This window comes from Labrenzia sp. 5N (assembly GCF_012395805.1).
Taxonomy (GTDB): Bacteria; Pseudomonadota; Alphaproteobacteria; order Rhizobiales; family Stappiaceae; genus Roseibium; species Roseibium algicola.
Genome location: NZ_JAAZTM010000002.1, coordinates 337,986 through 359,199, shown reverse-complemented (window position 1 = coordinate 359,199; position 21,214 = coordinate 337,986). Strand labels below are relative to the sequence as shown.

General features: G+C 60.3%; 23 protein-coding genes. 15 read left to right on the top strand and 8 right to left on the bottom strand.

The features are described 5' to 3' along the window. The first annotated feature begins 16 nt into the window (after positions 1-16). Positions 17-673, top strand: coding sequence for a class I SAM-dependent methyltransferase (locus HEP89_RS02450; protein ID WP_168691275.1), 657 nt, complete (start codon positions 17-19; stop codon positions 671-673). A 48-nt stretch (positions 674-721) separates the two neighbouring features. Here the strand turns inward: HEP89_RS02450 and HEP89_RS02445 are convergent, their stop codons facing one another. From HEP89_RS02445 to HEP89_RS02435, 3 genes are all read right to left on the bottom strand, one after another. Beyond that, positions 722-2,227, bottom strand: coding sequence for a caspase family protein (locus tag HEP89_RS02445; RefSeq protein WP_168691274.1), 1,506 nt, complete (start codon positions 2,225-2,227; stop codon positions 722-724). A gap of 7 nt (positions 2,228-2,234) precedes the next feature. Next, positions 2,235-3,317 (bottom strand): OmpA family protein, encoded by a 1,083-nt coding sequence (locus HEP89_RS02440; protein ID WP_168691273.1) that lies wholly within the window; start codon positions 3,315-3,317, stop codon positions 2,235-2,237. Positions 3,318-3,479: 162 nt separating this feature from the next. Beyond that, the gene (locus HEP89_RS02435; protein WP_023001916.1) at positions 3,480-4,448 is read right to left on the bottom strand and encodes a LysR family transcriptional regulator; all 969 of its coding nucleotides are present in this window, start codon (positions 4,446-4,448) and stop codon (positions 3,480-3,482) included. A 108-nt stretch (positions 4,449-4,556) separates the two neighbouring features. Between HEP89_RS02435 and HEP89_RS02430 the strand changes: the two genes are divergently transcribed. The 10 genes from HEP89_RS02430 (at position 4,557) to HEP89_RS02385 (ending at position 13,858) form a co-directional block, all read left to right on the top strand. Continuing rightward, on the top strand, positions 4,557-5,423 hold the full coding sequence (locus HEP89_RS02430; protein ID WP_031269698.1) for an ABC transporter permease: 867 nt from the start codon (positions 4,557-4,559) through the stop codon (positions 5,421-5,423). Next, positions 5,423-6,208 carry an ABC transporter permease gene (locus HEP89_RS02425; RefSeq protein WP_077290682.1) on the top strand — a complete coding sequence of 262 codons (786 nt, stop codon included), beginning with the start codon at positions 5,423-5,425 and terminating at the stop codon, positions 6,206-6,208. The genes HEP89_RS02430 and HEP89_RS02425 overlap by 1 nt, the downstream gene beginning before the upstream one ends. 52 nt (positions 6,209-6,260) lie before the next feature. Further along, on the top strand, positions 6,261-7,400 hold the full coding sequence (locus tag HEP89_RS02420; RefSeq protein WP_168691272.1) for an extracellular solute-binding protein: 1,140 nt from the start codon (positions 6,261-6,263) through the stop codon (positions 7,398-7,400). Between the two features lie 86 nt (positions 7,401-7,486). Further along, positions 7,487-8,572, top strand: a complete 1,086-nt coding sequence (locus tag HEP89_RS02415; protein ID WP_168691271.1) for an ABC transporter ATP-binding protein — start codon at positions 7,487-7,489, stop codon at positions 8,570-8,572. Further along, a complete protein-coding gene (locus tag HEP89_RS02410) occupies positions 8,569-9,924 on the top strand; it encodes an aspartate aminotransferase family protein (RefSeq protein ID WP_168691270.1) in 1,356 nt (451 codons plus the stop codon). The genes HEP89_RS02415 and HEP89_RS02410 overlap by 4 nt, the downstream gene beginning before the upstream one ends. Positions 9,925-9,934: 10 nt before the next feature. Further along, entirely contained in the window at positions 9,935-10,864 is a 930-nt protein-coding gene (locus HEP89_RS02405) for a 3-keto-5-aminohexanoate cleavage protein (protein WP_062490162.1), read from the top strand. Positions 10,865-10,866: 2 nt separating this feature from the next. Further along, positions 10,867-11,355, top strand: coding sequence for an N-acetyltransferase (locus HEP89_RS02400; RefSeq protein ID WP_168691269.1), 489 nt, complete (start codon positions 10,867-10,869; stop codon positions 11,353-11,355). Continuing rightward, entirely contained in the window at positions 11,352-12,374 is a 1,023-nt protein-coding gene (locus HEP89_RS02395) for a histone deacetylase family protein (protein WP_168691268.1), read from the top strand. Before HEP89_RS02400 ends, HEP89_RS02395 begins: the two co-directional genes overlap by 4 nt. Next, on the top strand, positions 12,371-13,471 hold the full coding sequence (locus tag HEP89_RS02390) for an FAD-binding oxidoreductase (protein ID WP_168691267.1): 1,101 nt from the start codon (positions 12,371-12,373) through the stop codon (positions 13,469-13,471). Before HEP89_RS02395 ends, HEP89_RS02390 begins: the two co-directional genes overlap by 4 nt. A 36-nt stretch (positions 13,472-13,507) precedes the next feature. Continuing rightward, positions 13,508-13,858, top strand: coding sequence for a RidA family protein (locus HEP89_RS02385; RefSeq protein ID WP_023001906.1), 351 nt, complete (start codon positions 13,508-13,510; stop codon positions 13,856-13,858). Positions 13,859-14,181: 323 nt separating this feature from the next. Here HEP89_RS02385 and HEP89_RS02380 read toward each other — a convergent pair whose 3' ends face one another. Both HEP89_RS02380 and HEP89_RS02375 read right to left on the bottom strand, forming a co-directional pair. Next, positions 14,182-14,361, bottom strand: a complete 180-nt coding sequence (locus HEP89_RS02380; RefSeq protein WP_023001905.1) for a hypothetical protein — start codon at positions 14,359-14,361, stop codon at positions 14,182-14,184. Continuing rightward, positions 14,358-15,965, bottom strand: a complete 1,608-nt coding sequence (locus tag HEP89_RS02375; protein WP_168691266.1) for an FAD-dependent monooxygenase — start codon at positions 15,963-15,965, stop codon at positions 14,358-14,360. Before HEP89_RS02375 ends, HEP89_RS02380 begins: the two co-directional genes overlap by 4 nt. Before the next feature lie 91 nt (positions 15,966-16,056). On the opposite strand from HEP89_RS02375, the gene HEP89_RS02370 reads away from it, so the two are divergent. Next, positions 16,057-16,767 (top strand): LuxR family transcriptional regulator, encoded by a 711-nt coding sequence (locus HEP89_RS02370; protein ID WP_168691265.1) that lies wholly within the window; start codon positions 16,057-16,059, stop codon positions 16,765-16,767. 257 nt (positions 16,768-17,024) lie between these two features. Further along, positions 17,025-17,750, top strand: coding sequence for a class I SAM-dependent methyltransferase (locus HEP89_RS02365; protein ID WP_168691264.1), 726 nt, complete (start codon positions 17,025-17,027; stop codon positions 17,748-17,750). A gap of 18 nt (positions 17,751-17,768) precedes the next feature. Here the strand turns inward: HEP89_RS02365 and HEP89_RS02360 are convergent, their stop codons facing one another. Beyond that, the gene (locus HEP89_RS02360) at positions 17,769-18,587 is read right to left on the bottom strand and encodes a helix-turn-helix transcriptional regulator (RefSeq protein ID WP_168691263.1); all 819 of its coding nucleotides are present in this window, start codon (positions 18,585-18,587) and stop codon (positions 17,769-17,771) included. Between the two features lie 133 nt (positions 18,588-18,720). On the opposite strand from HEP89_RS02360, the gene HEP89_RS02355 reads away from it, so the two are divergent. Both HEP89_RS02355 and HEP89_RS02350 read left to right on the top strand, forming a co-directional pair. Further along, a complete protein-coding gene (locus HEP89_RS02355; RefSeq protein WP_209014392.1) occupies positions 18,721-19,131 on the top strand; it encodes a hypothetical protein in 411 nt (136 codons plus the stop codon). A gap of 12 nt (positions 19,132-19,143) precedes the next feature. Further along, complete coding sequence (locus HEP89_RS02350) at positions 19,144-19,464, top strand: DUF1330 domain-containing protein (RefSeq protein WP_168691261.1); 321 nt, start codon at positions 19,144-19,146, stop codon at positions 19,462-19,464. Between the two features lie 84 nt (positions 19,465-19,548). On the opposite strand, the gene HEP89_RS02345 is transcribed toward HEP89_RS02350, so the two are convergent. Then, positions 19,549-20,349, bottom strand: a complete 801-nt coding sequence (locus HEP89_RS02345; protein ID WP_062490146.1) for a hypothetical protein — start codon at positions 20,347-20,349, stop codon at positions 19,549-19,551. Between the two features lie 23 nt (positions 20,350-20,372). Continuing rightward, positions 20,373-21,164, bottom strand: coding sequence for a transporter (locus HEP89_RS02340; RefSeq protein WP_168691260.1), 792 nt, complete (start codon positions 21,162-21,164; stop codon positions 20,373-20,375). Positions 21,165-21,214 lie beyond the last annotated feature (50 nt).

Sequence of the window (21,214 nt, the reverse complement as noted above, 5' to 3'; positions counted from 1 at the left end):
ACGGAAACATAGCGTCATGACCCAAGCCGTCGAAACAGCCCGGCTGATGGATGCCGTCTATCGCCATCAGCGCCATTTTTACGACCTGACCCGCAAGTTCTACCTGCTCGGGCGCGACAAGCTGATCCGAGAGCTTCAGCCGCCGCGAGACGGCGTCGTGCTGGAACTTGGCTGCGGCACCGGCCGGAACCTGATTGCGGCAGCAAAAGCCTATCCGGACGTTCGTTTCTACGGCCTCGACATTTCCAGGAACATGCTGGAAACCGCCCAGAAGAACATCGACAAGGCAGGCCTGACAGACCGGATCACGCTTGTGGAAGGCGATGCCGCAAACCCGGCGGCAACGGAAGGTTTTGGTGTTCCGGCTTTCGACCGCGTCTTTTATTCCTATACGCTGTCCATGATCCCGATCTGGCGCGAAGCATTGGTGGCAGGTGCCGCGCGGCTGACGCCGGACGGGCGGATCCACGTGGTCGATTTCGGTCAGCAGGAACGCTTGCCTGGCTGGTTCAAGCGCGTCCTGTTTGCCTGGCTCAAATCCTTCCACGTGTCTCCACGTGCTGACCTGGAAGGCGAGTTGAAAGCCCTGGCTGCCAGCATCGGCGCAGTTGCCTCTTTCCATCGCCTTTACGCCGGCTACTCCGACTATGCGGTGATCTCGAAATCGCGGTAACCGACGCACGCGAAAACACGACGGATCGCTACGGAACCGGCGTCGAAGTTACGGACACCCCTGTTCGGCCCAAAGCCGCAACGCATTCTTGAAAGTGCCGCCATAGGGGTGCTGTTTCTCGATGGTTCTGGACTTGTCTGCGACATAGGTCTTGGCCTGGTCGCACAGGTTCGCCTGCTCCCATTGATGACAGGCGGCACAAGTCTTGTCCTTCCAGACCGCTTCCGGCAGGCCCTCGATCGGCGGGAATTTCGGCGATCCGGTGATCAGCTCCGAAATGCTTCGGGTGGCGATATCCGGCTCTCCCATGGCAAGGGGGGCGTTGAATGCTATGACGGCTGACGGTTCCCCCGGCTCGGCGGCAGGTGAGCCTTGCTCGGCGATGGCCGGCGCGTCTTCCTGCTGCGGCTGACTGGCGACCGGATCCGTGCTCTGCTCCTTGTTGACGATCGTTTGCAGCTCCAGGCGTGCGAGTTCGGCAAAGGCACCGTTCGGATATGCGTCAAGATAGGTTTGATAGGCGCTTGCGGTTCCCTCTCGGCGCGCTGTTTCGATCATGTCACGCTCGCTTGTCTGGGGCGTGGCAGGTTCGGTTTCCTGTTGTGGGGCAGGTGTCGCTTGCGCGGTGGGCTGCGTTTCCTTCTCCATCAGAGCCGTCAGGAGTTCCCTGGCTTCTGCGGAGTATCGGCTGTCCGGGTGCGCGCGCAGGAACAGGAGGACCTGCAAGGGGTCCTTGCTGAGTTTCACCGTGTCCCAGATCTGGCGCAGCTCGACTTCCTCGGCAGAGGGAGCCTTGGCCGGGACAAACTGAAAATCAACGGTGAGGGAGGAAGTGTCCCACGGGGTCTGCTGGTTGCCGGTCTCCTTCAGAACATCGACCCGCACCGCCTTGAAAAGGGTTTCGACGGGCATGCCAGGTGTCGGCATGTGCCGGGCCAGCGCTTCGGTGAAGGGGCTGTTGCCGCCGATACCATCAAGCGCGATGTCGCCCGGTGCGGTGGAATACGAGAGGAAGGTGCCTCTGGGGGCCTTCATTTCTGCCAGACCGTTGTCGCTGAGGTCCGGGATGGAAACGAACGGATTGTTTCGGCAGGCATCCAGAATGACGATGTTGGTCCGGTTCCGTGCCGAGAACATCTGCCGCAGAACGGCCTGCGCAGGGACACCGACCAGGCTGAGGTCGGCAGCGTCCTGAAGTTCGATATCGACCGGAAGGAGAAAGTTTGCACCGAACGATTGCACGCCGTGGCCGGCATAATAGAACAGCCCGGTTGCGTCCTCGCCCGCGGCCCGCAACTTGCTGCCGAACTGCGAAATCGCCGAGATCATCTCGTTCTGGCTGGAGTCGGTGACGAGGGTTACCTCGAAGCCGACCTTGCGCAGAGCGTCGGCCATCAGGCTTGCGTCGTTTACCGGATTGTCCAGTGGCGTCACGGTCGTGTAGGCGCCATTGCCGACAACCAGAGCCAGCCGCGGTTCCGCGTGAGCCCTCTCAGACAGCGCGCCGATGGTCGCTGTCAGTGCCAGGAGGATTGCGATTGCAAAGCGGTTCATGTTGGACCTATTCGACAACGACAAACTCTATCCGCCGGTTGCGTTGCTTTCCTTCCGCAGAGGTGTTCGGAGCGACGGGACGGCTTTCGCCATACCCGACACTCCTGATCCTGCTGTCGGGAACGTTCTTGGAGACAAGATACTGCTTGACCGCGCCCGCCCGGCGTTCGGACAGGGCCAGGTTTGATGTATCGCTGCCATCACTGTCGGTATGTCCTCCGACTTCAATGGTCAGCTCCGGGCATCTCATGATGATGTCAACGAGGCTGTTCAGGAGTGGCTGGCTTCGCGGATCAAGCTGCGAACTGCCGCTTGGAAAGTAAATGTTGTCCGTGCGGGACAGGATCTCGAACCGGCCGGTGCAAGCCTCGTTGTCCAGGTTGCCTTCCGGCTCAAGCGCGGTGCTTGCAGCTGGCTGAGAAGCGGCCGCCTGCTGGGGCTGGTCGTCGGCATCATCCTCGTCCGTTTCGCCCGATTTGCGGGCGAAGACGAAATCGAAGGAGACCGTTGCCGATGGCACGATGACGACGCCGGCGGCTTCCTCGAGCTTCTTGATACCGCCACCGAGGGCGAAGTCGGAAGCTGCAACAGACACCGGCGCGGTGCTCGAAACGGCAACCAGGTCTTCGCTCAGATAGGTCACCGTAACATTGGCCTCGAACGGTTTTGAGACGCCGTGAAGGTCGAGATTGAAGGCAAGCGGGATCGTCTTGCGTTTGACGGTCGGAAGATCAGCCAGGGCTGACGCATCAATTTTCGTCGAGATGACGGCTTCAGGGAACTCGAACGTTTCGAAGAAGAGAAACCGCATGCGCACGTTTCTGAGGTCGATTTTCGTATCGATCGAGTCAAGAAAGACGCGGACCCTGGCGTTGCCGGTATCGTCAATGCCGCCTTCAAATTCCGCGAAAGAACTGGATTCAACGATTGTCAGGTTCTTGACCGACTGGAACCGCAGGGAAGATGCATCCCGTTGCAGGGTCCAGCCGCCTTCAAAGAATTCTTCCGATGCATTGGCAGGCGACTGAATAAGGACCACTGTTACCAGCGCAAGGAAGAGCATTTTCCAGGCGAACCGCACACCATTCATCTTCCTACCCCTTCAACCCGGACGGCGTTGATCGCCAATTTTCGTAGCGTCCTGAAAGTTTTACAACGTCAGCGGGGGAATGCAACGGGCCGCTGCCGGGTTTCCCGTATTGGTCGCTCGGGTTGGTAAAGAAGCCGGCAGGCCAATGCTCCGCGATATGTGTCAGCGATAGGTCCGCTCCTCTATCGGCGTCAGCCTTATCTTTTCCAGCAGCATGTCCAGAAGAGCCTGTTCGGCGCGGTTCAGTTTCGCCTTCGGGTTCCAGACCACATGAACGTCGATCTCCGGCAGCGCGTCATAGGGTGGGAGTTGCCACAAAAGACCCTCTCGAATATCCCGCTTGGCAACGTGGACAGGCAAGGGGCCGATGCCCAGTCCGGCAATGATCATGCGCCGGACTTCTTCCAGGTTGGCCGATGTGCCGACGATCCGGTCTTCAAGATCCGCTTCCGCCCGCATCAGCGTTACCGGACGAAGGGCGTCTTCCAGCCGGTCGGTCACGAAGCTGACGGCGGACTGACCGGCAAGATCGGCCTTTGTCAGGTTGGTCTTGCCGTAAAGCGGGTGAGGCGGACCGCAGAAGAGGCCGAAAAACTCCCGGAAAAGGCGCAGGTACTCAAGCTTTGGATTGCGTTCGCGCACCAGGCAGACGGCGAGCGAAGCCCGGCGGGACGTGACGGCTTCCAGTGCGTCCTTGCTGGCCGAAACGTTGATGGTGAGTGTTGCGGCCGGGTGCCGTTCGTGAAACTCGCGCAGGGTGTCGTCATAGAGCGGCGAAACCACGTGACTGGCCATGGCGATTTCGACGTGGCCGCGGATCTCGTCGGTGACGTCACGCATCAGGGTCCCGAGCCTCAGGATGGAACCCTGGATCTCGATGGCTTCCTTCAACAGCAATTCGCCGGCTTCCGTCAGCTCGAACTGACCCGGCTTGCGATTGATGAGCTTGCGTCCCAACCGGTCCTCCAGCCGCTTCAGTGCGCTGGAAACGGTGGGCTGCTTGAGGCGCAGTCTGTCTGCCGCCCGCGTCACACTTCCGGACTGGGCCAGGACGATGAAGGTTCTCAGCAGGTTCCAGTCCAGTTCGCGGGCAAGCCGTTCCGCCTGGATCGGGCGTAATCCATCAGCCATTGATTAGATCTATAGTTATAATTTTCATTATCTATTTGATCAATGAACACCTGCCTGCGACGCTGAAGTCAAGCAATTTTGACAAGGCATCTGGCAGGGTTTGAGCGCATGAGCGTCGAGGCGCGGGAAAAACGACAGCCATGGATACTCCTTTCCCCTGCGCTCACAGCAGTGGGACTGCTGCTTTTCGTGCCGCTCGTTTTTATTGTCGTCTATTCGTTCTGGCTGCGCACGGCCACAGGCGCTGACCAGGCGGGCTTTTACCTGGACAACTGGAACGAGGCGCTGACCGATCCCTTCTATCGGGACATCCTGCTCGGTACCCTGCGGATTGCCGCCATCACCACATTTGCCTGTGCCGTCATGGGCTATCCGGCGGCTTATTTCATTGCCCGTTCGCGTGGCAACAAGGCCTTGCTGCTGCTGTTGCTGATGCTGCCGTTCTGGATCAGCTACATCATCCGGACCATGTCCTGGATCAACATCCTGGGTGTATCCGGTGCGGTCAACTGGGCCCTGCTCAACCTCGGCATCGTCTCCGAACCGGTCCAGATGCTCTACAACGAGCCGACCGTGATCCTCGGCCTCGTGCATTTCCTGCTGCCGTTCATGGTGTTGAACGTCTATGTGGCGCTGGAAGGGATCGATGTTTCGCTGGAGGACGCGGCCTGTTCCCTCGGCTCCACCCGCTGGCAGGCATTCCGGGAAGTCACCTTGCCGCTATCCCTGCCGGGGCTCGCCGCGGGAGGTCTGCTCTGTTTCGTGCTGAGCGCCGGCACCTACATCACGCCGCTGGTTCTGGGTGGTCCGACGGACGCCATGTTCGCCAATCTCGTTTTCGAGGCGATCATCACACAGCTCAACTGGCCGCTCGGCTCTGCGCTCTCGCTCATGCTGCTCGCCGTCCTCGGCGCCCTGGTGCTGATCTACAACCACTATCTCGGCATGGGCCAACTGATGAAGGGGCTTGGCTGATGGGGTGGCAACTGATCCGGGCCTACACGCTGCTGGTCTATCTGTTCATGTTCCTGCCGGTCGCGGTGGTGGTTCTGCTCAGCTTCAACGCCAGCCAGTTCGGCAGCTTTCCGATGACCGGCTTCTCGTTCCGCTGGTTCGTCGAACTGGCCGGAAACGACGCTATCCTGCGGGCGTTCCAGACCTCGATTGTCCTTGGTGCCCTGACCGCGCTGATCTCCACGACACTTGGCGTTCTGGCAAGTCTTGCCCTGGTGCGCTACGAGGTACCCGGCCGCAACCTGATCTCCACCCTCCTGATTGCGCCGATCCTGGTGCCGGAGGTGGTGCTGGCGGTCGCCTTGTTGCTGTTCCTGAATTTCCTGTCGATCAACAAGAGCTTCTTCCTGCTCCTGATGGGGCACGTCATCTTCACGCTGCCCTTTGTCATCCTTGTGGTGCAGGCCCGTCTTGTCGGCATCCGCCGCGACTACGAGGAAGCCGCACTCAGCCTTGGCGCAAGTCCCGTGCAGGCCTTCTTCCAGATCACGCTGCCGCTGCTGGCCCCGGCGGTCTTCGCCGGTATGCTCTTCGCGTTCACCATCAGCTTCGACGATATCACCGGCACCTTGTTCTGGAAGCCGGGCGGTGTCGAAACCGTGCCCACCCAGATCTTTGCCATGCTGCGCAATTCCATCTCCCCGGAGATCAACGCGCTCGGCACCGTGATGATTTTCCTGACCGTCGGCCTGCCGCTTCTCGGGCTGGCAATCGCCCGGCGGATGGCCATGCAGCGCGGCGGTTAGAACCGCGCGATCAAAGCAAGAAACCGACACAAGAACCAGAGTGGAAAACAAGATGGACAATACCAAACGCTATGAGCGTCTGCGCGAACGCTATCTCAACGGTGATCTCGACCGCCGCAAGTTTCTCGGTCTGATCGGGGCAGCCGGTCTCGCCTACGGTGTGCAGACACCCTTTGCCCGCCATGCCATGGCTGCGACGGAGGAAGTCCGCTTCGACGGCTGGGGTGGGGTCGTCTCGGAAGCCTTCCGCAAATATGCCTTCGATCCCTATACGGAAAAGACCGGCATCAAGGTTGTCGACGGAACGTTCGGCGGCGGTGATGAATATCTGTCGCGCGTCAAGGCCAGCCAGGAAGGCGAATACAATATCGCGCACCTGTCAGGCGTCTTCGACTACGCACGCTATGTCAATCTCGGGCTGAACTCGACGCTCAACGAGGACAACATCCCGAACCTGAAATACGTGATCCCGAAACTCACCGACGTCTTCCGCGGTGTCACCGACGGCAAGCTGTCCTGTGTGCCTTATGACTACGGCACCACAGGCATTGCCTATAACCGGAAATACATCTCCGACGACGAAGCCAAGGAAAAGGGTGCAAAGCTCCTGATCGACGAAGCCTACAAGGGCAAGATCGGCGGCTGGTCCGACTGGCGCACCCGCATCTGGTACGCATCGCTGCAGACCGACCAGGATCCGAACAACGCAACGGATATGGATGCCGTCTGGCAGGCTGTGCGCACCAACCGCGATCTGCTGTTGAAATACTGGCAGTCCGGTGCGGAACTGATGAGCCTTCTGGCCGAAGAGGAAATCTACGTTACCGAGGGCTGGTCCGGCCGGATCTACGCCCTTCAGGAGCAGGGCCATGACATCGGCTATATCGATCCGCCCAACGGTTTCGGCTGGCAGGAATGTCTGTTCGTGATCAAGGGCTCGCCCATGGAAGCTTGCGAGGAACTTCTGAACTTCATGCTGGCGCCCGAAACCTCGATCGCGGTCGCCGAAGGCCAGAACTACCCGCCAGCGCTTGACCCGACAAAGGTTGATCTCGGCAAGAAGATCCCGACCCTTCCGGCGTTCGATCCGACCGGCACGCTTGACGGTCTGACCTTCGCCAATCCGGAATACTGGAACAGCCGCGAACAGGACTGGTCCAAGATGTTCGGGCGGATCCAGAAGGGGTACTGAGCCCGGTATGGCCCCATCACTGACCCAGTACCTTCCGGCAGCAACTGCCGGAAGGTCGTCTTCTCCCCAGGACCTGGAGAATTTGCGTGAGCGCGGTTTCCCTCAACAATATCGTCAAGAAGTTCGGTGGCTTTACCGCCGTTCACCGGATGAGCATGGACATCCCGGACGGAAGCTTCGTAACGCTGCTCGGCCCTTCCGGATGTGGCAAGACGACCACCCTCAGGATGATCGCCGGTCTCATCGACCCTTCCAAAGGCGACATCACCATCAAGGGTCAACGCATCAACGATGTGCCGATCCACAGGCGAAACCTTGGTCTCGTCTTCCAGAACTACGCGCTCTTTCCCCACAAGACGATTGCCGAAAATGTGGCTTTCGGCCTGAAATATCGCGACATCCCGAAGGCGGATGCCGAAAAGAAAGTGCGCGATGCGCTGGAACTGGTTCAGCTGCCCCATGTCAGCGACCGCTATCCCAAGCAGCTTTCCGGTGGTCAGCAGCAGCGTATCGCGCTGGCGCGGGCCATCGTCATAGAGCCGGACGTACTGCTTCTGGACGAACCGCTGTCCGCGCTCGACGCCAACCTGCGCGAGGACATGCGTGTTGAGCTGAAACGCATCCAGCACCAGATCGGCATCACCACCGTCTTCGTTACCCATGACCAGTCCGAAGCGCTCGCCATGTCCGACCGGATCGTGGTGATGTCCAACGGACGGGTGGAGCAGATCGGCACGCCGCAGGAGGTTTACAACACACCTGCAAGCGAGTTCGTTTCGCGCTTCCTGGGCATCTCCAACATTCTGCCAGCGACGTGCCAGGCGGTGAACGGGCAGGAGCTGTCCCTTGAACTGCCTTACTTCGGCAAGATCAATGTGCCGAGGGAAAAGGCCCCCAATCTTTCGCAGGCCGGTCCTGCACAGCTTGTTATCCGGGCTGAAAAACTTCTGCTGGCGGAAAAATCCTCTCCGGCGGATGATCGCATCGCGCTCGACGGCAAGGTCGAGGCGGTGGACTACCAGGGTCAGGCGGCACGGTATTTCGTACGTGTCGGCGACCAGCAACTTCAGGTGATCAACATGATCGATCAGCACCCTTTCGAGGAAGGCTCGGACGTCTCCGTTCGCTTCCGTCCGCGCGACTGCGCAGCCCTGCCTGGAGCTGCTTCATGAGCCGTCCGCAAACCTCTCATCTGTTCTATCAGTCTCGTCAGCGCCGGCCTGTTCTGGACCAGGCGCGCGGCGTCTACATGTGGGACGTCGACGGCAAGCGCTATCTCGACGGTTCGTCCGGGGCGATGGTCTGCAACATCGGCCATTCCAACCCGCGCGTGCTGGAGGCAATGCGCAAGCAGATGGACAAGTCCACCTTCGGTTACCGCCTCCATTTCGAGACAGAGCCTGCGGAGCTGCTTGCCGCCAGGACCGCCGCACGGGCACCCGAGCGACTGGAAAAGGTCTTCTTCGTTTCCGGTGGGTCGGAAGCGGTGGAGAGCGCCATCAAGCTGGCCCGCCAGAACGCCATCGCGATCGGCCAGGCGCAGCGTTACAAGATCATCTCGCGCGAACCGAGCTATCACGGCTGCACGCTCGGCGCTCTGGCCCTGACAGGCTACGCACCCCTTACCGCGCCGTTCGACCCCATGATGCGGCCGATGCCGAAGATTCCGGCACCGCGCGCCTATCTCGACGGGCTGGACCCGGACGACGAGGCAACGGGCAGACACTACGCCGACATGCTGGAGGCGAAGATCCTGTCCGAAGGCCCGGAAACGATCCTGGCCTTTATTGTCGAGCCGATCGGTGGCGCCTCCACCGGCGCGCTCGTGCCGCCGAAGGGGTACATGCAACGCATTCGCGAGATCTGCACGCGTTACGGCGTCCTGCTGATCCATGACGAGGTCATGACCGGTGGCGGGAGGACCGGAAAGTTCTTCGCCGGTGAACACTGGAATGTCGATCCGGATATTCTGGTGATCTCGAAAGGCTTTGCTGCTGGTTATGCGCCTCTGGGCGCCATGATTGCGCATAAGGACATCGTCACCAACGTGCTCGACAATGGCGGTTTCCTGCATGGTTTCACATATGCCGGCAATCCGCTTGCCTGCTCTGCCGGTCTGGCGGTGCTGGAGGAGATCGAGCGGGAAAACCTGTGCCAGAACGCGGCCGAGACAGGGGCGCTCCTGAAGAGCGAACTGAAGAAGCTGATGGACCGCTATTCGATCATCGGCGACGTACGCGGCGAAGGGTTGTTGCTGGCCTTCGAGCTGGTCGAGGACCGTGCAAGCCTGAGACCGCTTGCAAAGGAACTGAACGCCTTCAACGAACTGGTCGATATTGCTTATGAGAATGGCCTTATCATCTATTCCCGCCGGACGCGGGGCGGCTACAGCGGCGACCACTTCCTGATTGCGCCCCCCATGATCTCGACACCGGATCATGTTGCCGAGATCATCGAAGGTCTCGACCTTTCTCTCCGCCAGTTTCTCGACAGGATTTCGCAGCAACGGGCCAGAGCCAGCTGACATTCAAGACATGACAGACAAGATCATCATCACCTGTGCCGTCACGGGCTCCATTCATACACCCACCATGTCGCCTCACTTGCCGGTGACGCCTGCCGAGATTGCAGGCCAGGCGATAGGCGCTGCCGAGGCGGGCGCCGCAATCCTGCATCTTCATGCCCGAAATCCGGAAACCGGCCAGCCGTCGGCGCGGGAGGCCGACTTCATGGCCTTCCTTCCGGAGATCAAGGCGGGCTGCGGCGCGGTGCTCAACCTGTCCACCGGCGGCAGCGCCATCATGAGCCTGGAGGACAGGCTTGCCGGTCCGCTGAAGGCAGAGCCGGAAATGTGCTCACTCAACATGGGCACGATGAATTTCGCGCTCTATCCGCTGGCCGACAGGTACGACGCGTGGGTGCATGACTGGGAGCAGCCTTTCCTGCGCGGAACGGATGATCTCGTCTTCAAGAACACACCGCGGGATATCGAATTCGTGCTGACGCAGATGGGCCAGCAGCGCGGTGCGCGTTTCGAGTTCGAATGCTACGACGTCGGGCATCTTTACATGCTGCGCCACTTCGCCGACCGGGGTCTCGTCAAGCCGCCGTACTTCATCCAGTTCGTCTTCGGCGTTCTGGGCGGTATCGGTGCGGACCCGGAAAACCTGCAGCACATGAAGCGGATGGCGGACAAGCTTTTCGGCGACGACTATATCTTCTCCGTTCTTGCGGCGGGCCGACAGCAGATCCCTTTTGCCACCATTGCTGCCAGCATGGGCGGGCACGTCCGTGTCGGGCTGGAGGACAATCTCTACATCGCCAAGGGTGAGCTGGCCCGCTCTAACGCGGAGCAGGTCACCAAGATCCGCAAGATTGTCGAGGAACTCGGGCGAACGGTCGCAACACCGGAAGAAGCCCGGCAGATGCTGGGCCTCAAAGGGGCCGGCGAGACGGCCTTCTGATCATGAGCAACATAACGATCAGGCGGGCGGAGCGGGGTGATGCCGAAAGGCTTCACGCAGCGCTGTTCCAGCTTTCTGCCGATATGGGCGACACTCACGTCGCCAGTCTTGATGATGTGATCCGCCACGGTTTCTCGGAAACCCCCGCCTTCTTCGCGCTGCTAGCGATCCGGCCGTCTGACGACCGCACGCTCGGCGTATTGCAGGCCTCGCCTGTCTTTTCGACGACGCGTGGCGGCACCGGTCTCTATGTTTCCGATCTTTGGGTCGATGGAAAAGCGCGCGGAGAAGGGCTGGGCCAGCGCCTGCTTGCCGCCAGTCTGGATCTTGCGCCTGATAGCTGGACGCCGGTCTTTCTGAAGCTCGCCGTTTATCACGACAATCCGGATGCACGCCGTTTCTATGAACGGCTCGGTTTTGCGCCTCGGGAAGGCGAAACCGTGTTCGATCTGCGCGCACCGGCACTCGACAAATTGAGGGACCGCTCATGAAAGCCATTTTTGACGACCGCCAATGGGTTCACGATCCCAAGCATTTCATGGCGAACGGCACCAGGCTGGCCAATCCGGAACAGCCGAAGCGCATCGAGGTCCTGACCGAAGGTGCAAAGGAAGCGGGCTGCCGTTTCGAGGTGCCGGACGACCATGGACTCGGCCCGATTGCGGCCCTCCACTCTGCGGAATACCTCGTTTTTCTTCAGACCATCCATGAACGCTGGAGCCGGATCGAGGGAGCATCCGACGAGGTCATTCCGAACATTCATCCGGACCGGCGCACGGCAAGTTATCCGCGCTCCGCAGTCGGTCAGGCCGGGTTCCATCAGGCCGATACCAGTTGTCCCATCGCAGCCGGCACCTGGGAAGCGGCCTACTGGTCTGCCCAAAGTGCGATCCACGGTGCGGACATGGTGGCGGCCGGGGAACAGGCCGCCTATGTGCTGTCGCGCCCTCCCGGTCACCATGCATTCGCGGATCTGGCGGGCGGCTTCTGTTTTCTCAACAACTCCGGCATTGCGGCCGAAAGGCTTCTGAAGGCAGGCAAGCGTCCGGCAATCCTCGACATCGACGTCCACCACGGCAATGGCACGCAAGGCATCTTCTATGAGCGCGGTGACGTTCTCACCGTTTCGCTGCATGCCGATCCGGTGCGGTTCTATCCGTTCTTCTGGGGCCACGGCCATGAGCGCGGCGAGGGCGCGGGACGGGGCTGTAATCTCAACCTGCCCCTGGCACGCGGCACCGGGGATGACGAGTACCTGAAAACCCTGGAAACGGCCTTCGACCACATTCGGGCCTTCGGCACCGATATTCTGGTAGTTGCCCTGGGGCTCGATGCGTATGAAAAAGATCCTCTCAAGGGACTCGCCATCACCACACCCGGGTTCGGACGGATTGGTGCTGCCATCGCGAAGCTCGGCCTGCCGGTGCTGTTCGTGCAGGAAGGCGGTTACCTGTCGGAAGAACTCGGCCAGAACCTCACCAGTTTCCTGAAAGGGTTCCAGGACGCATGATCGAGACATCGGATTTTCTGATCATCGGCGGCGGCATTGCCGGCACCGGGGCTGCGGCACGGCTTGCGCCGGACGCAAAGGTCACCTTGCTGGAAATGGAAGATGCGCTTGGCCGGCACGCGACCGGTCGCTCCGCCGCCATCTTCATCCGCAACTACGGCAATGCCACGTTGCGGGCCTTGAATGCAGCTTCGGAGCCGGTTCTGAAGAACCCGGAAGGGATATCGGAGGAAAGCCTGCTGTCACCCCGTGGTGAAATGCTGATTGCGACCGAGGACGAACTGGACGCGTTCAAGGCCTATCTGGACGGTGCCGACGGTATAGAAGTCCTGACGGCGGAAGAAGCTGTCGCCCTGTTTCCACTGCTTCGCAAGGAAACGATTGCCGCTGCTGCCATCGAGCGGGACGCACAGGATATCGACGTCGACAGATTGTTGCAGGGCTTTGCCCGGCTTGCACGAAAGGTCGGGGCGCGGTTCGTCACGGAAGCGCCCGCGCAGCGCATTCTCAGAAGCGGCGGGCAGTGGCGTGTCGAGACGCCCAAGGGGGCCTTCGAAGCGCCGGTCCTCATCAATGCAGCCGGGGCCTGGGCGGATCAGATCGCGGGTCTCGCAGGCGTTCGCAAGGTCGGCCTGGTGCCCATGCGCCGTTCGGCGGCCATCGTGCCGCCGCCAGATGGTATCGATGTCACGAAATGGCCGCTCGTCGCCAGCGCGTCGGAGCAATGGTATGCCAAGCCGGATGCCGGCAAGTTCATGGTTTCGCCTGCCGATGAAGACCCGGTGGAGCCGCACGATGCCTGGGCAGATGACATGGTTCTGGCTGAAGGTCTGCACCGGTTCGAGCAGGCCGTGACGATGCCCGTCACGCGAGTCGAGCGCAATTGGGCAGGCCTGCGCAGCTTCGTTGCGGACCGCACGCCTGTGGTTGGATTTGCACCGGATGCGGAAGGGTTTTTCTGGCTTGCCGGTCAGGGCGGCTACGGCGTACAAACGGCCCCAGCGCTCTCCCGGCTCGTTGCGGATCTTTGTCTCAAGCGTCCGAGCGAACTGCCCGAGAAGGTAGTGGCTGCTCTCGATCCCGCCCGCTTGTTCTGAGCGGGCGTCTCTTTCAAGACAAGAAGGAATTCAATCATGTCCGACATCAAACGGCTGGAAGTTGGCCCGCGCATGAGCCAGGCTGTTATCCACGGCGGTCTCGTTTATCTTGCCGGTCAGGTCGGCAATCCAGGCGACACCGTTACCAACCAGACTCAGACGATCCTGGAGCGCATCGATGCCCTTCTGGAGCAGGCTGGCAGCAACAAGAGCCGCATTCTCCAGACCACTATCTGGATGGACGACATGAAGGACTTTGCCGAGATGAACAAGGTCTGGGACGCCTGGGTCGATCCGGCAAACCCGCCGGCACGCGCTACCGGTGAAGCCAAACTGGCAGCCCCGGAGTACAAGGTCGAGATCATCGTCATCGCGGCACTCGCTTAAAGCGAGGTTGGCCGGTTCGAAGTCAAGGCCTCCGGTTTCACCCACCGGCGTCATCCCGGCCAAGCGCAGCGCGAGCCGGGATCGGGGAGCCAAGGAGCTATCTTTTGAGGCCGCTCAAACGAGAGGCCCCGGCTCACCGGTCCCGGATCTCCGCTCCGCTGCGTCCGGGAAGACGTACCGAGGGCTGTCTTCAAAAGAATCCGCCGCTCAAAAGTGTCGGGCGGGTCAATCTGAATGACGCAAAAGGCTGTGCGTTAAAAAGAGAAAAAGCGTGTCGCCTGAATTCGAAAGATCGCGACACGCTTTATTTGTTGACGCTTACGTCATACTTCGAGATTGCTGGCAGCTTCGGCGACAAGCGAGCGCGCACGATTTGCGTCGGCGATCTCATGCGCCAGCAGCAAGGCGAGCTTGGCGAGGTAAAGCTCCCGTTGAGCGGATCCGATGGCATCGAGCTGTTCGGCCAAGGCCTCGTAAACGGTTTCCAGATCGGCGGGCGTCATGCTTTTCCTCCAGCGACTGCAAGCTCGAGAGCTTGGCGGATTGCCTCTGTTGAAGCGGTTTGCCAGCGCGCTGCAATGTGCATGTCGGGCCGGACAAGATAGGCGCTGCCGGCGGAAGCCGCGAGCACTTCAGATGCTTCCGAACCCGGCTGCAGCACGACCCGGGTAAAATCCAGGTCGGCGAGACGATCCGCCACCTCTTTACTGAAGGCGATCAGCGAGAACCCGTCACCGAGCAAGTCGGACAGGAACCCGTCACCAACGCGCGCGTTCGGCAAGACAGCGCCGGGTTTTGGCCCACCTTCGAAGTTTTCGTCGTCCGGGGTAACAACCGGACTGTCGGCATAAGTATAGGGTGTCATCTGGCGCGGGTTGGCGAGCTCTCCCGCAAAGGAGTGGCTGAGCGAAAGATTGAGAGCAGCGTCGCGCATCAATTGCCAGCCTGCCGTCGGAGGTGTCATGAAACGGGCGGACTTGGAGGCGTTCCGAAACACATCCAGGGTCGCCCCACGCCGCTCGGGCGTGTAGCTGTCGAGGAGATCCGGACCGGCCTTGCCGTTCAGCACCCAGGCGAGTTTCCAGGCAATGTTGTGGGCGTCGGCGAGACCGTTGTTGAGGCCACGTACTCCAAAGATCGGCACGATGTGCGCGCTGTCGCCGATGAAAAACACCCGGCCGTCGCGGTAGTCATCCAGCGCCAGGGTGTTGGCCGAATAGATGCTCCACCATTCCAGGTCCCAGTCCCCGTCATAACCGATTTCCGTCAGAACCGCGGCCACTGAGGCACGCACGGTGTCCTCGCGGATGGCTTCGGCTTCGTCCTCGCCATCGCGAAGCTGATAGTCGATGCGCCAGATGTTGTCGGGCTGCTTGTGAACAAGGATCGTTCCGCCCCGGCGACAATCCGGATCGAACAGGGCACGTCGGATCGTCGGGTAATCATGCTCCATCTGGACGTCGGCAATCACGTAGCGGCCTTCAAAATTCTCGCCCTTGAGCCGCAGACCGCGCAAGTTCCGGACGGTGCTGCGAGCACCATCCGCCGCTAGCAACCAGTCACAGGTCATCTGGTAGGTGCCATGCGGATCCTCGATTGCCAGTCGCACACCCTGCTCAAGATCGTCCAGACCGCAGACCCGGCTTTGCCATCTCGTTTCGATCAGCGGCTCCCGCTGGATCGCATCCCACAGGTACTGCTCGATATATTGCTGTTCGAGGTTGTACATTGGCCGGTATTTCTCGCGCGGACTGTCCGGCATTTCAAATTCGAGGATCTGCCTGCCGCGATAGAAGCTGCGGCCTGTGGTCCAGCCGAGTGATTTTTCCAGAAAGGGCTCGACTGCGCCAAGCCGGTCGAGAATGTGGTAGCTCTGACGGGCGATACAAATCGCGCGGCTGCCGTCGTTGAAGGTGGACTTCGCATCCAACAGGACGCAAGCAATTCCTTCGCGGGCAGGTGCCAGCGCTGCGGTCATTCCGACCGGCCCCGCTCCGGCAATGGCAACACGTGCAGGCCGGGTCAGATGTGCACGGTCCGTCGGCGCTTCGAAATGCGGATAGGTGAAATAGAGCGAGTCCGTTTCGGCACGTCCGGCTGGCCTCATTTGAGGATCCTCCCTGATTGTTGGCGGAAGATTAGGAGCCTTGCCATCTCGCGTCTGTCCCCTTTCGGGGAGGACATGCTATCAGCATTTCATGAGCACTCCGGACGGACACACCACTGCCTGTCACATTGAAGCCTGCCTCGCGGATCTGGGCACGGATCGGTTTGCCCAGACCTTTGTCTCGTTTGTCGAAACGCTCGGTGTCGACCAGATCATGGTTTTTGCAATCGAGCACGCGCAGGCTCGCTGCCTGCTGTCGTGGCACTTCAGCCGCTCCGTCATGGCCGGAAAACTTGCCGAGACCTATCTCGACGGTTGGTTTCTCAAGGACCCTCTGTTGCCCGATCTGGTGGTGTCACCGCCTCAGTCCGTGACCTTGAGCCGGCTCGCCGAGATCGAGGGCCGGATGAGCGCAGACTACCGGAAGCTCTTTTTCGAAAATCCCGGCATGCTGGCAAAGACGACATTGCTTGCGGTCGGAGAAAGACTGCGCCTTTTCGACAGCCTCTATCAAAGCGATCCTGCCGCTCCCCTGTGTGATCCGGATCTTGCACGCCTTGCAGGCCGTCTGGCTCTGCTCCATTTCGAAAAGGCATCGGACACGGATCTGCCACCGCCTTTGGCGGCGCTCAGCGAGCGGGAGCGTTCGGTGTGTCTGGGCATCCTGTCCGGTCGCAAGGCGGAGGCGATTGCAGCAGATCTCGACGTCGCTCCCTCGACAGTCATCACATACCGCAAACGCGCCTACGCAAAGCTTGGCATTGCCTCCAGAGCCGGCCTCTTCGCAATCTGCGGGAAGTAGCTCCATCTCGCCAGGGCGAGCCGCGTCAGAGACCTGCAACTCGTTGACAGGCACCAAGGGCGCTCCTAATGATGCTCTCATGTGCGAAGAAGATACTCATATCGTTTCCCGGTTCGCTTGCATCCCAATAGGCGGGATGCAGGCTGATTGTGTACGCTGAGTTTCAAGCGTTTCGCGCACCTGCACCCCCGCCGGATCGGGCGGGGCTTTGCCTGTTGCGGTGCGCGCCGTCCATCGGCACTCTGATGGAGAAATAAATGGCACAAAACATCTATGACGAACCGGCCTTTTTTGAAGGCTACAGCCAGCTGCCCAGGTCGCAGTTCGGCCTTGACGGGGCTCCCGAATGGCCCGCTATCCGGGCACTGTTGCCGGAAGCAAATGGGCTGCACGTTGCAGATCTCGGCTGCGGTTTCGGCTGGTTTGCCCGCTGGGTCCGCAGCGCTGGTGCTGCGCATGTACTCGGTTTCGACCTGTCTGAAAAAATGCTTGCCCGTGCGCGGGACGAAACCGAAGACGATGCGATCGTTTACCGGACTGCTGACCTGGAAACCCTGAACCTGCCTCAGGCTGCCTTCGACCTGGTCTACAGCTCGCTCGCCTTTCACTATATCGAGGACTTCAACCGGCTGGCCGGAGAGATCTTCAGATCACTCAAGGCAGGAGGCAGTTTCGTCTTCAGCATCGAACACCCGATCTTCATGGCACCAGCAGAACCTGGATGGATCGAACTGAACGGCCGGAAGTCTTGGCCGGTCAACCAGTATCTTCGCGAAGGAGCACGGGAAACCAGTTGGCTGGCCGATGGCGTCGTCAAATACCACCGTACCATCGGCACCACGCTCAACACGCTGATCGCGGCAGGTTTCACGGTTGATCATGTGCTGGAATGGTTCCCCGGCGAAGAGCAGATCGAAGCCATGCCATCGTTGGCGGAAGAGATGGAGCGCCCGATGATCCTGATCGTCAAGGCACGCGTTTGAGGTCGGAGCGCGGGCGGTTCAGGAACGGCCGCCCGCGCTTCCAGCGCTCAAGGCGCTCATCTGCCTTGCCGTTTCCTCGTCTGCGGGAAAGAACGCCTCGATGGCGATTTCGGACAAGGTAACATCCACGGCCGTGCCGAACACCGTCGTGGTGCTCAGGAAGCTCAAGGTTCCGTTGGGGCCTTGCAGATAAAGCGGAACGGCGATGCGTCCTTTCTGTGACGGTACCTCGGTCCGTGATTTGCGCGACCGGTCCGGAGCCATCTCGGCGAGTTCCTCCCTGAGCGCGGCAAGCTTCGGGTCGGCGGACTGATCTACCTCATGTGCGAGGCGTGCAAGAATATGGGCGTGCCATTCACCGAGGTTGAGGATGCGTTGGGCCAGACCATCAGGGTGCAGGCTGAGGCGAAGCACATTTACCGGTGCTTCCAGCAGGTGCGGCGCGACGCCGTCCAGCAGGGCAAAGATCGCCTGATTGGCGGCCTGCAGCTCCCAATGCCGGTTCACGGCAAGGGCAGGGTGGGGCAGATGTCCGTCGAGGATCTGCCGGACAACAGCGGTTGCCGCGGCAAGTTCAGGCTCATCCAGCCCGTGCTGCGGATATTGCGGGGCATGGCCTGCCGCAACAAGAATGGCATTGCGTTCACGCAAGGGGACATCCAGCTGTTCGGCAAGATGCATCACCATGTCCCGGCTTGGACGAGACCGTCCTGATTCCAGAAAACTTAGGTGGCGCTGAGAGATATCCGCTTCACTGGCCAGTGCAAGCTGGCTCATTCGCCGGTGTTGTCGCCACTGGCGCAGCAGGTCACCCGCCGTTTCCGCTGTTCGTTTCATGAGCATTACCCTGCCGGTGCAGTTTCGAAGATTCAATTACCTGCGAAGTAATCGACTTCAGAACATCGATTGGCAATCCTCTTGTCATCGCCACTTGCAGTGTGCGGGTGGATTTCACGAGTGGAGACAGATGATGACCAAATTGAATTCAGGTGTTCCGTTACAGGTGGTTCTGAGGTTTGACGCGCTGACCTGTGCGGTGATGGGTGTCCTGCTGGTCGGCGCATCCGGATGGATTGCCGGGCTAACGGCACTTCCAGGCGAGCTCCTGTTCTGGGCAGGTCTGGCCTTGTTTCCGGTAGCGGTTTTCATGGGAGTATTCGCATTTGCCGGTCAGGTGCCTGTCTGGGCGTCAAGCCTGGTAGTTGCCGGCAATCTTCTTTGGGTGCTGGCCAGTTTGCTGCTGCCGTTGACGGGCCTGTTTGCGCCCAACGTGCTGGGCTGGGCGTTCCTCTTGGCGCAGGCCGTCGTCGTGCTCTGCTTCACCTGGCTGGAGTGGAAAGCCGCAAGGCTTCAGCTCGCCATTGCGCAACCGCTAGCTTGAAGAGGCCGGACCATGACCTGTTACGCCATCGGCCATCTGCGCGAAATCGAATTGGGGCCCGACATCGTGGCCTATCTGGAAGGGATCGACGCAACGCTGGCACCCTTTGACGGCCGCTTCATCATCCATGGTGGCGAGAAACATCAGCTGGAAGGCGCGTTCCAGGGGGACCTCATCGTGATTGCCTTTCCTGACCGGGTACGGGCCGAGGCCTGGTATGCATCGCCGGCCTACCGGACGATCCTGCCGCTGCGCCTGAACAAGGCGGTGGGCGAGGTGTTCCTGATCGAAGGTGTCGACGCGGATCACAAGGCAACGGACGTGCTTTCGTGATCTTCCGACGAAGTCGCAGCACGAAAAGGAAAGGCCGGTCCCGATGAGGAACCGGCCTTTTGACTTGTTGTCCTTGCCTGCGTCCTAGAAGCTGATGGCAACTCCCATCAACGGGCCGTGTGTGACCGTGTCATAGCTGAAGGCGGATCGGCCGGACTTGTCGTTGTCGTAATCGACGCCGGTTGCCTTGTATTGCAGATGCAGCGCGACACGATCGTTGAAGTGATAGCCGACACCGCTTTGCAGACCCCAGGTGAAGTCCGACACCAGGCCAAAACCACCGACGTTACCGCTGCCGAACAGCGACCATTTGGGTGCCACGAATACCTGCCCGCGAACGCCGATCACCGGATCGATCCATTGTTCGGTGATTGTTCGGGTAAAGGTGTTGGCCGGCGTGTTGGCACTGACCTTCAGCTGATTGTACCACCAGCGACCCCCGGCATAGGCTTCGGCCCAGTTCCGGTCCTGACGCCAGAAGCGGTAGCCGAAGAAGGCTTCGGTCACCAATTGCTTGACGCCAGCATCGATACTGCCGCCGACACGTGGGAAACTCCGGCCCTTGCCAAGGTCCATGTAGGCCACGTCCAGTGTTGCGCCGAAACGATTGTCGTAAAGCGCCTCGAAATGACCCATCGCCCCGAATTGTAGGTTCTCGAAAATGGTTCCGGGGGAAACGTCGAGCGACGTGTCGGGCAATCGGCCGATACGGCTGTTTCCCTGAATGGTCGGGGCAAGCAGGTAAGGCGCGATGACGAACTTCCACGCTCGGTCGACACGCACATCCGGTGTTTCAACCGGAGCAGGCGCTTGTGCCAGATCGGCAGCCTGAGCACCCCCGGTCAGCAGGCTGGCCAAAATCAGTAGAAATGCAGCTCTTTTCATATTACCCCGCCCCTGTTGGGTGCCTATTTCGGGAAAAGAAAGGTCACTGCAGCCCGCGCGCCGAAGCCCTCGGGGCCGTTGTCGGAACTTGCGGCATAATACCGAACACCTGCCTGAAAGCTGATGGGTTGCTTGTCGATGGTCACAAGTTTGGCAACCATGGCGTTGATCGGCACGGACCATTCGTCCGACGTCCAGTCATAGGTGCTTTCCGAGTTCAGCGTGAAGGTCCAGGCGTCGTCGGACGTGTAGGACAGGAACGGCTGCAGGAAGGTCGAATTGACGTCGCTACGATTATCGTCACCTGCGTATGACCAGACGTGGTTAACTAGCCCGCCATAGGTCCATGGGCCGGATTGACGCAGCACAACGCCCGTCGGACCGGCGCCCCATTTGCGGGTGCTCAACAGGTCGTCGATACCTGTGGGCAGCAGCAACACCGGACCAAGGCCCCAGATGATCCCGCCGGACGTTGGCTCCTTTGGCGAAAAGAAGAGGCTCTGCGTCGTGTCGCTGAGACCGAACTGCGTGCCTGAATTTCCGGCAATGTCGTCCTGCCAGACAACGGGCAGGATCGTTCGAGAGATCAGGTTCCAGTCCTCGTTGAGCGAGAACGGCACCACGGGCTGTATGTTGAGCGTGACCTTGTTGCCGTCGGCAGGGCCAAATCCGTGATCGTAATTCCATTGAAACGGGACGCTGATGAGCGACGCCACGGGATTGGAGAGCTTCTTGGCAAGTTCGGAATCCTGAGCGCCCGCCGGTGTCATCTGGAAGAAAAGCGCCAGAGCGCACAAGGTAACCAGCTGTTTCATGGTCTCATGCCTTCCATGCTCAAGAGGACTGCCCTTGCAGGGGCCTGATC

What these genes read in the sequence shown, in the direction of transcription:
- HEP89_RS02450 (WP_168691275.1), top strand. Translation starts at nt 17, where the DNA reads ATGACCCAAGCCGTCGAAACAGCCCGGCTGATGGATGCCGTCTATCGC.
- HEP89_RS02445 (WP_168691274.1), bottom strand. Translation starts at nt 2,227, where the DNA reads ATGAACCGCTTTGCAATCGCAATCCTCCTGGCACTGACAGCGACCATC.
- HEP89_RS02440 (WP_168691273.1), bottom strand. Translation starts at nt 3,317, where the DNA reads ATGAATGGTGTGCGGTTCGCCTGGAAAATGCTCTTCCTTGCGCTGGTA.
- HEP89_RS02435 (WP_023001916.1), bottom strand. Translation starts at nt 4,448, where the DNA reads ATGGCTGATGGATTACGCCCGATCCAGGCGGAACGGCTTGCCCGCGAA.
- HEP89_RS02430 (WP_031269698.1), top strand. Translation starts at nt 4,557, where the DNA reads ATGAGCGTCGAGGCGCGGGAAAAACGACAGCCATGGATACTCCTTTCC.
- HEP89_RS02425 (WP_077290682.1), top strand. Translation starts at nt 5,423, where the DNA reads ATGGGGTGGCAACTGATCCGGGCCTACACGCTGCTGGTCTATCTGTTC.
- HEP89_RS02420 (WP_168691272.1), top strand. Translation starts at nt 6,261, where the DNA reads ATGGACAATACCAAACGCTATGAGCGTCTGCGCGAACGCTATCTCAAC.
- HEP89_RS02410 (WP_168691270.1), top strand. Translation starts at nt 8,569, where the DNA reads ATGAGCCGTCCGCAAACCTCTCATCTGTTCTATCAGTCTCGTCAGCGC.
- HEP89_RS02405 (WP_062490162.1), top strand. Translation starts at nt 9,935, where the DNA reads ATGACAGACAAGATCATCATCACCTGTGCCGTCACGGGCTCCATTCAT.
- HEP89_RS02400 (WP_168691269.1), top strand. Translation starts at nt 10,867, where the DNA reads ATGAGCAACATAACGATCAGGCGGGCGGAGCGGGGTGATGCCGAAAGG.
- HEP89_RS02395 (WP_168691268.1), top strand. Translation starts at nt 11,352, where the DNA reads ATGAAAGCCATTTTTGACGACCGCCAATGGGTTCACGATCCCAAGCAT.
- HEP89_RS02390 (WP_168691267.1), top strand. Translation starts at nt 12,371, where the DNA reads ATGATCGAGACATCGGATTTTCTGATCATCGGCGGCGGCATTGCCGGC.
- HEP89_RS02385 (WP_023001906.1), top strand. Translation starts at nt 13,508, where the DNA reads ATGTCCGACATCAAACGGCTGGAAGTTGGCCCGCGCATGAGCCAGGCT.
- HEP89_RS02380 (WP_023001905.1), bottom strand. Translation starts at nt 14,361, where the DNA reads ATGACGCCCGCCGATCTGGAAACCGTTTACGAGGCCTTGGCCGAACAG.
- HEP89_RS02375 (WP_168691266.1), bottom strand. Translation starts at nt 15,965, where the DNA reads ATGAGGCCAGCCGGACGTGCCGAAACGGACTCGCTCTATTTCACCTAT.
- HEP89_RS02370 (WP_168691265.1), top strand. Translation starts at nt 16,057, where the DNA reads ATGAGCACTCCGGACGGACACACCACTGCCTGTCACATTGAAGCCTGC.
- HEP89_RS02365 (WP_168691264.1), top strand. Translation starts at nt 17,025, where the DNA reads ATGGCACAAAACATCTATGACGAACCGGCCTTTTTTGAAGGCTACAGC.
- HEP89_RS02360 (WP_168691263.1), bottom strand. Translation starts at nt 18,587, where the DNA reads ATGAAACGAACAGCGGAAACGGCGGGTGACCTGCTGCGCCAGTGGCGA.
- HEP89_RS02355 (WP_209014392.1), top strand. Translation starts at nt 18,721, where the DNA reads ATGACCAAATTGAATTCAGGTGTTCCGTTACAGGTGGTTCTGAGGTTT.
- HEP89_RS02350 (WP_168691261.1), top strand. Translation starts at nt 19,144, where the DNA reads ATGACCTGTTACGCCATCGGCCATCTGCGCGAAATCGAATTGGGGCCC.
- HEP89_RS02345 (WP_062490146.1), bottom strand. Translation starts at nt 20,349, where the DNA reads ATGAAAAGAGCTGCATTTCTACTGATTTTGGCCAGCCTGCTGACCGGG.
- HEP89_RS02340 (WP_168691260.1), bottom strand. Translation starts at nt 21,164, where the DNA reads ATGAAACAGCTGGTTACCTTGTGCGCTCTGGCGCTTTTCTTCCAGATG.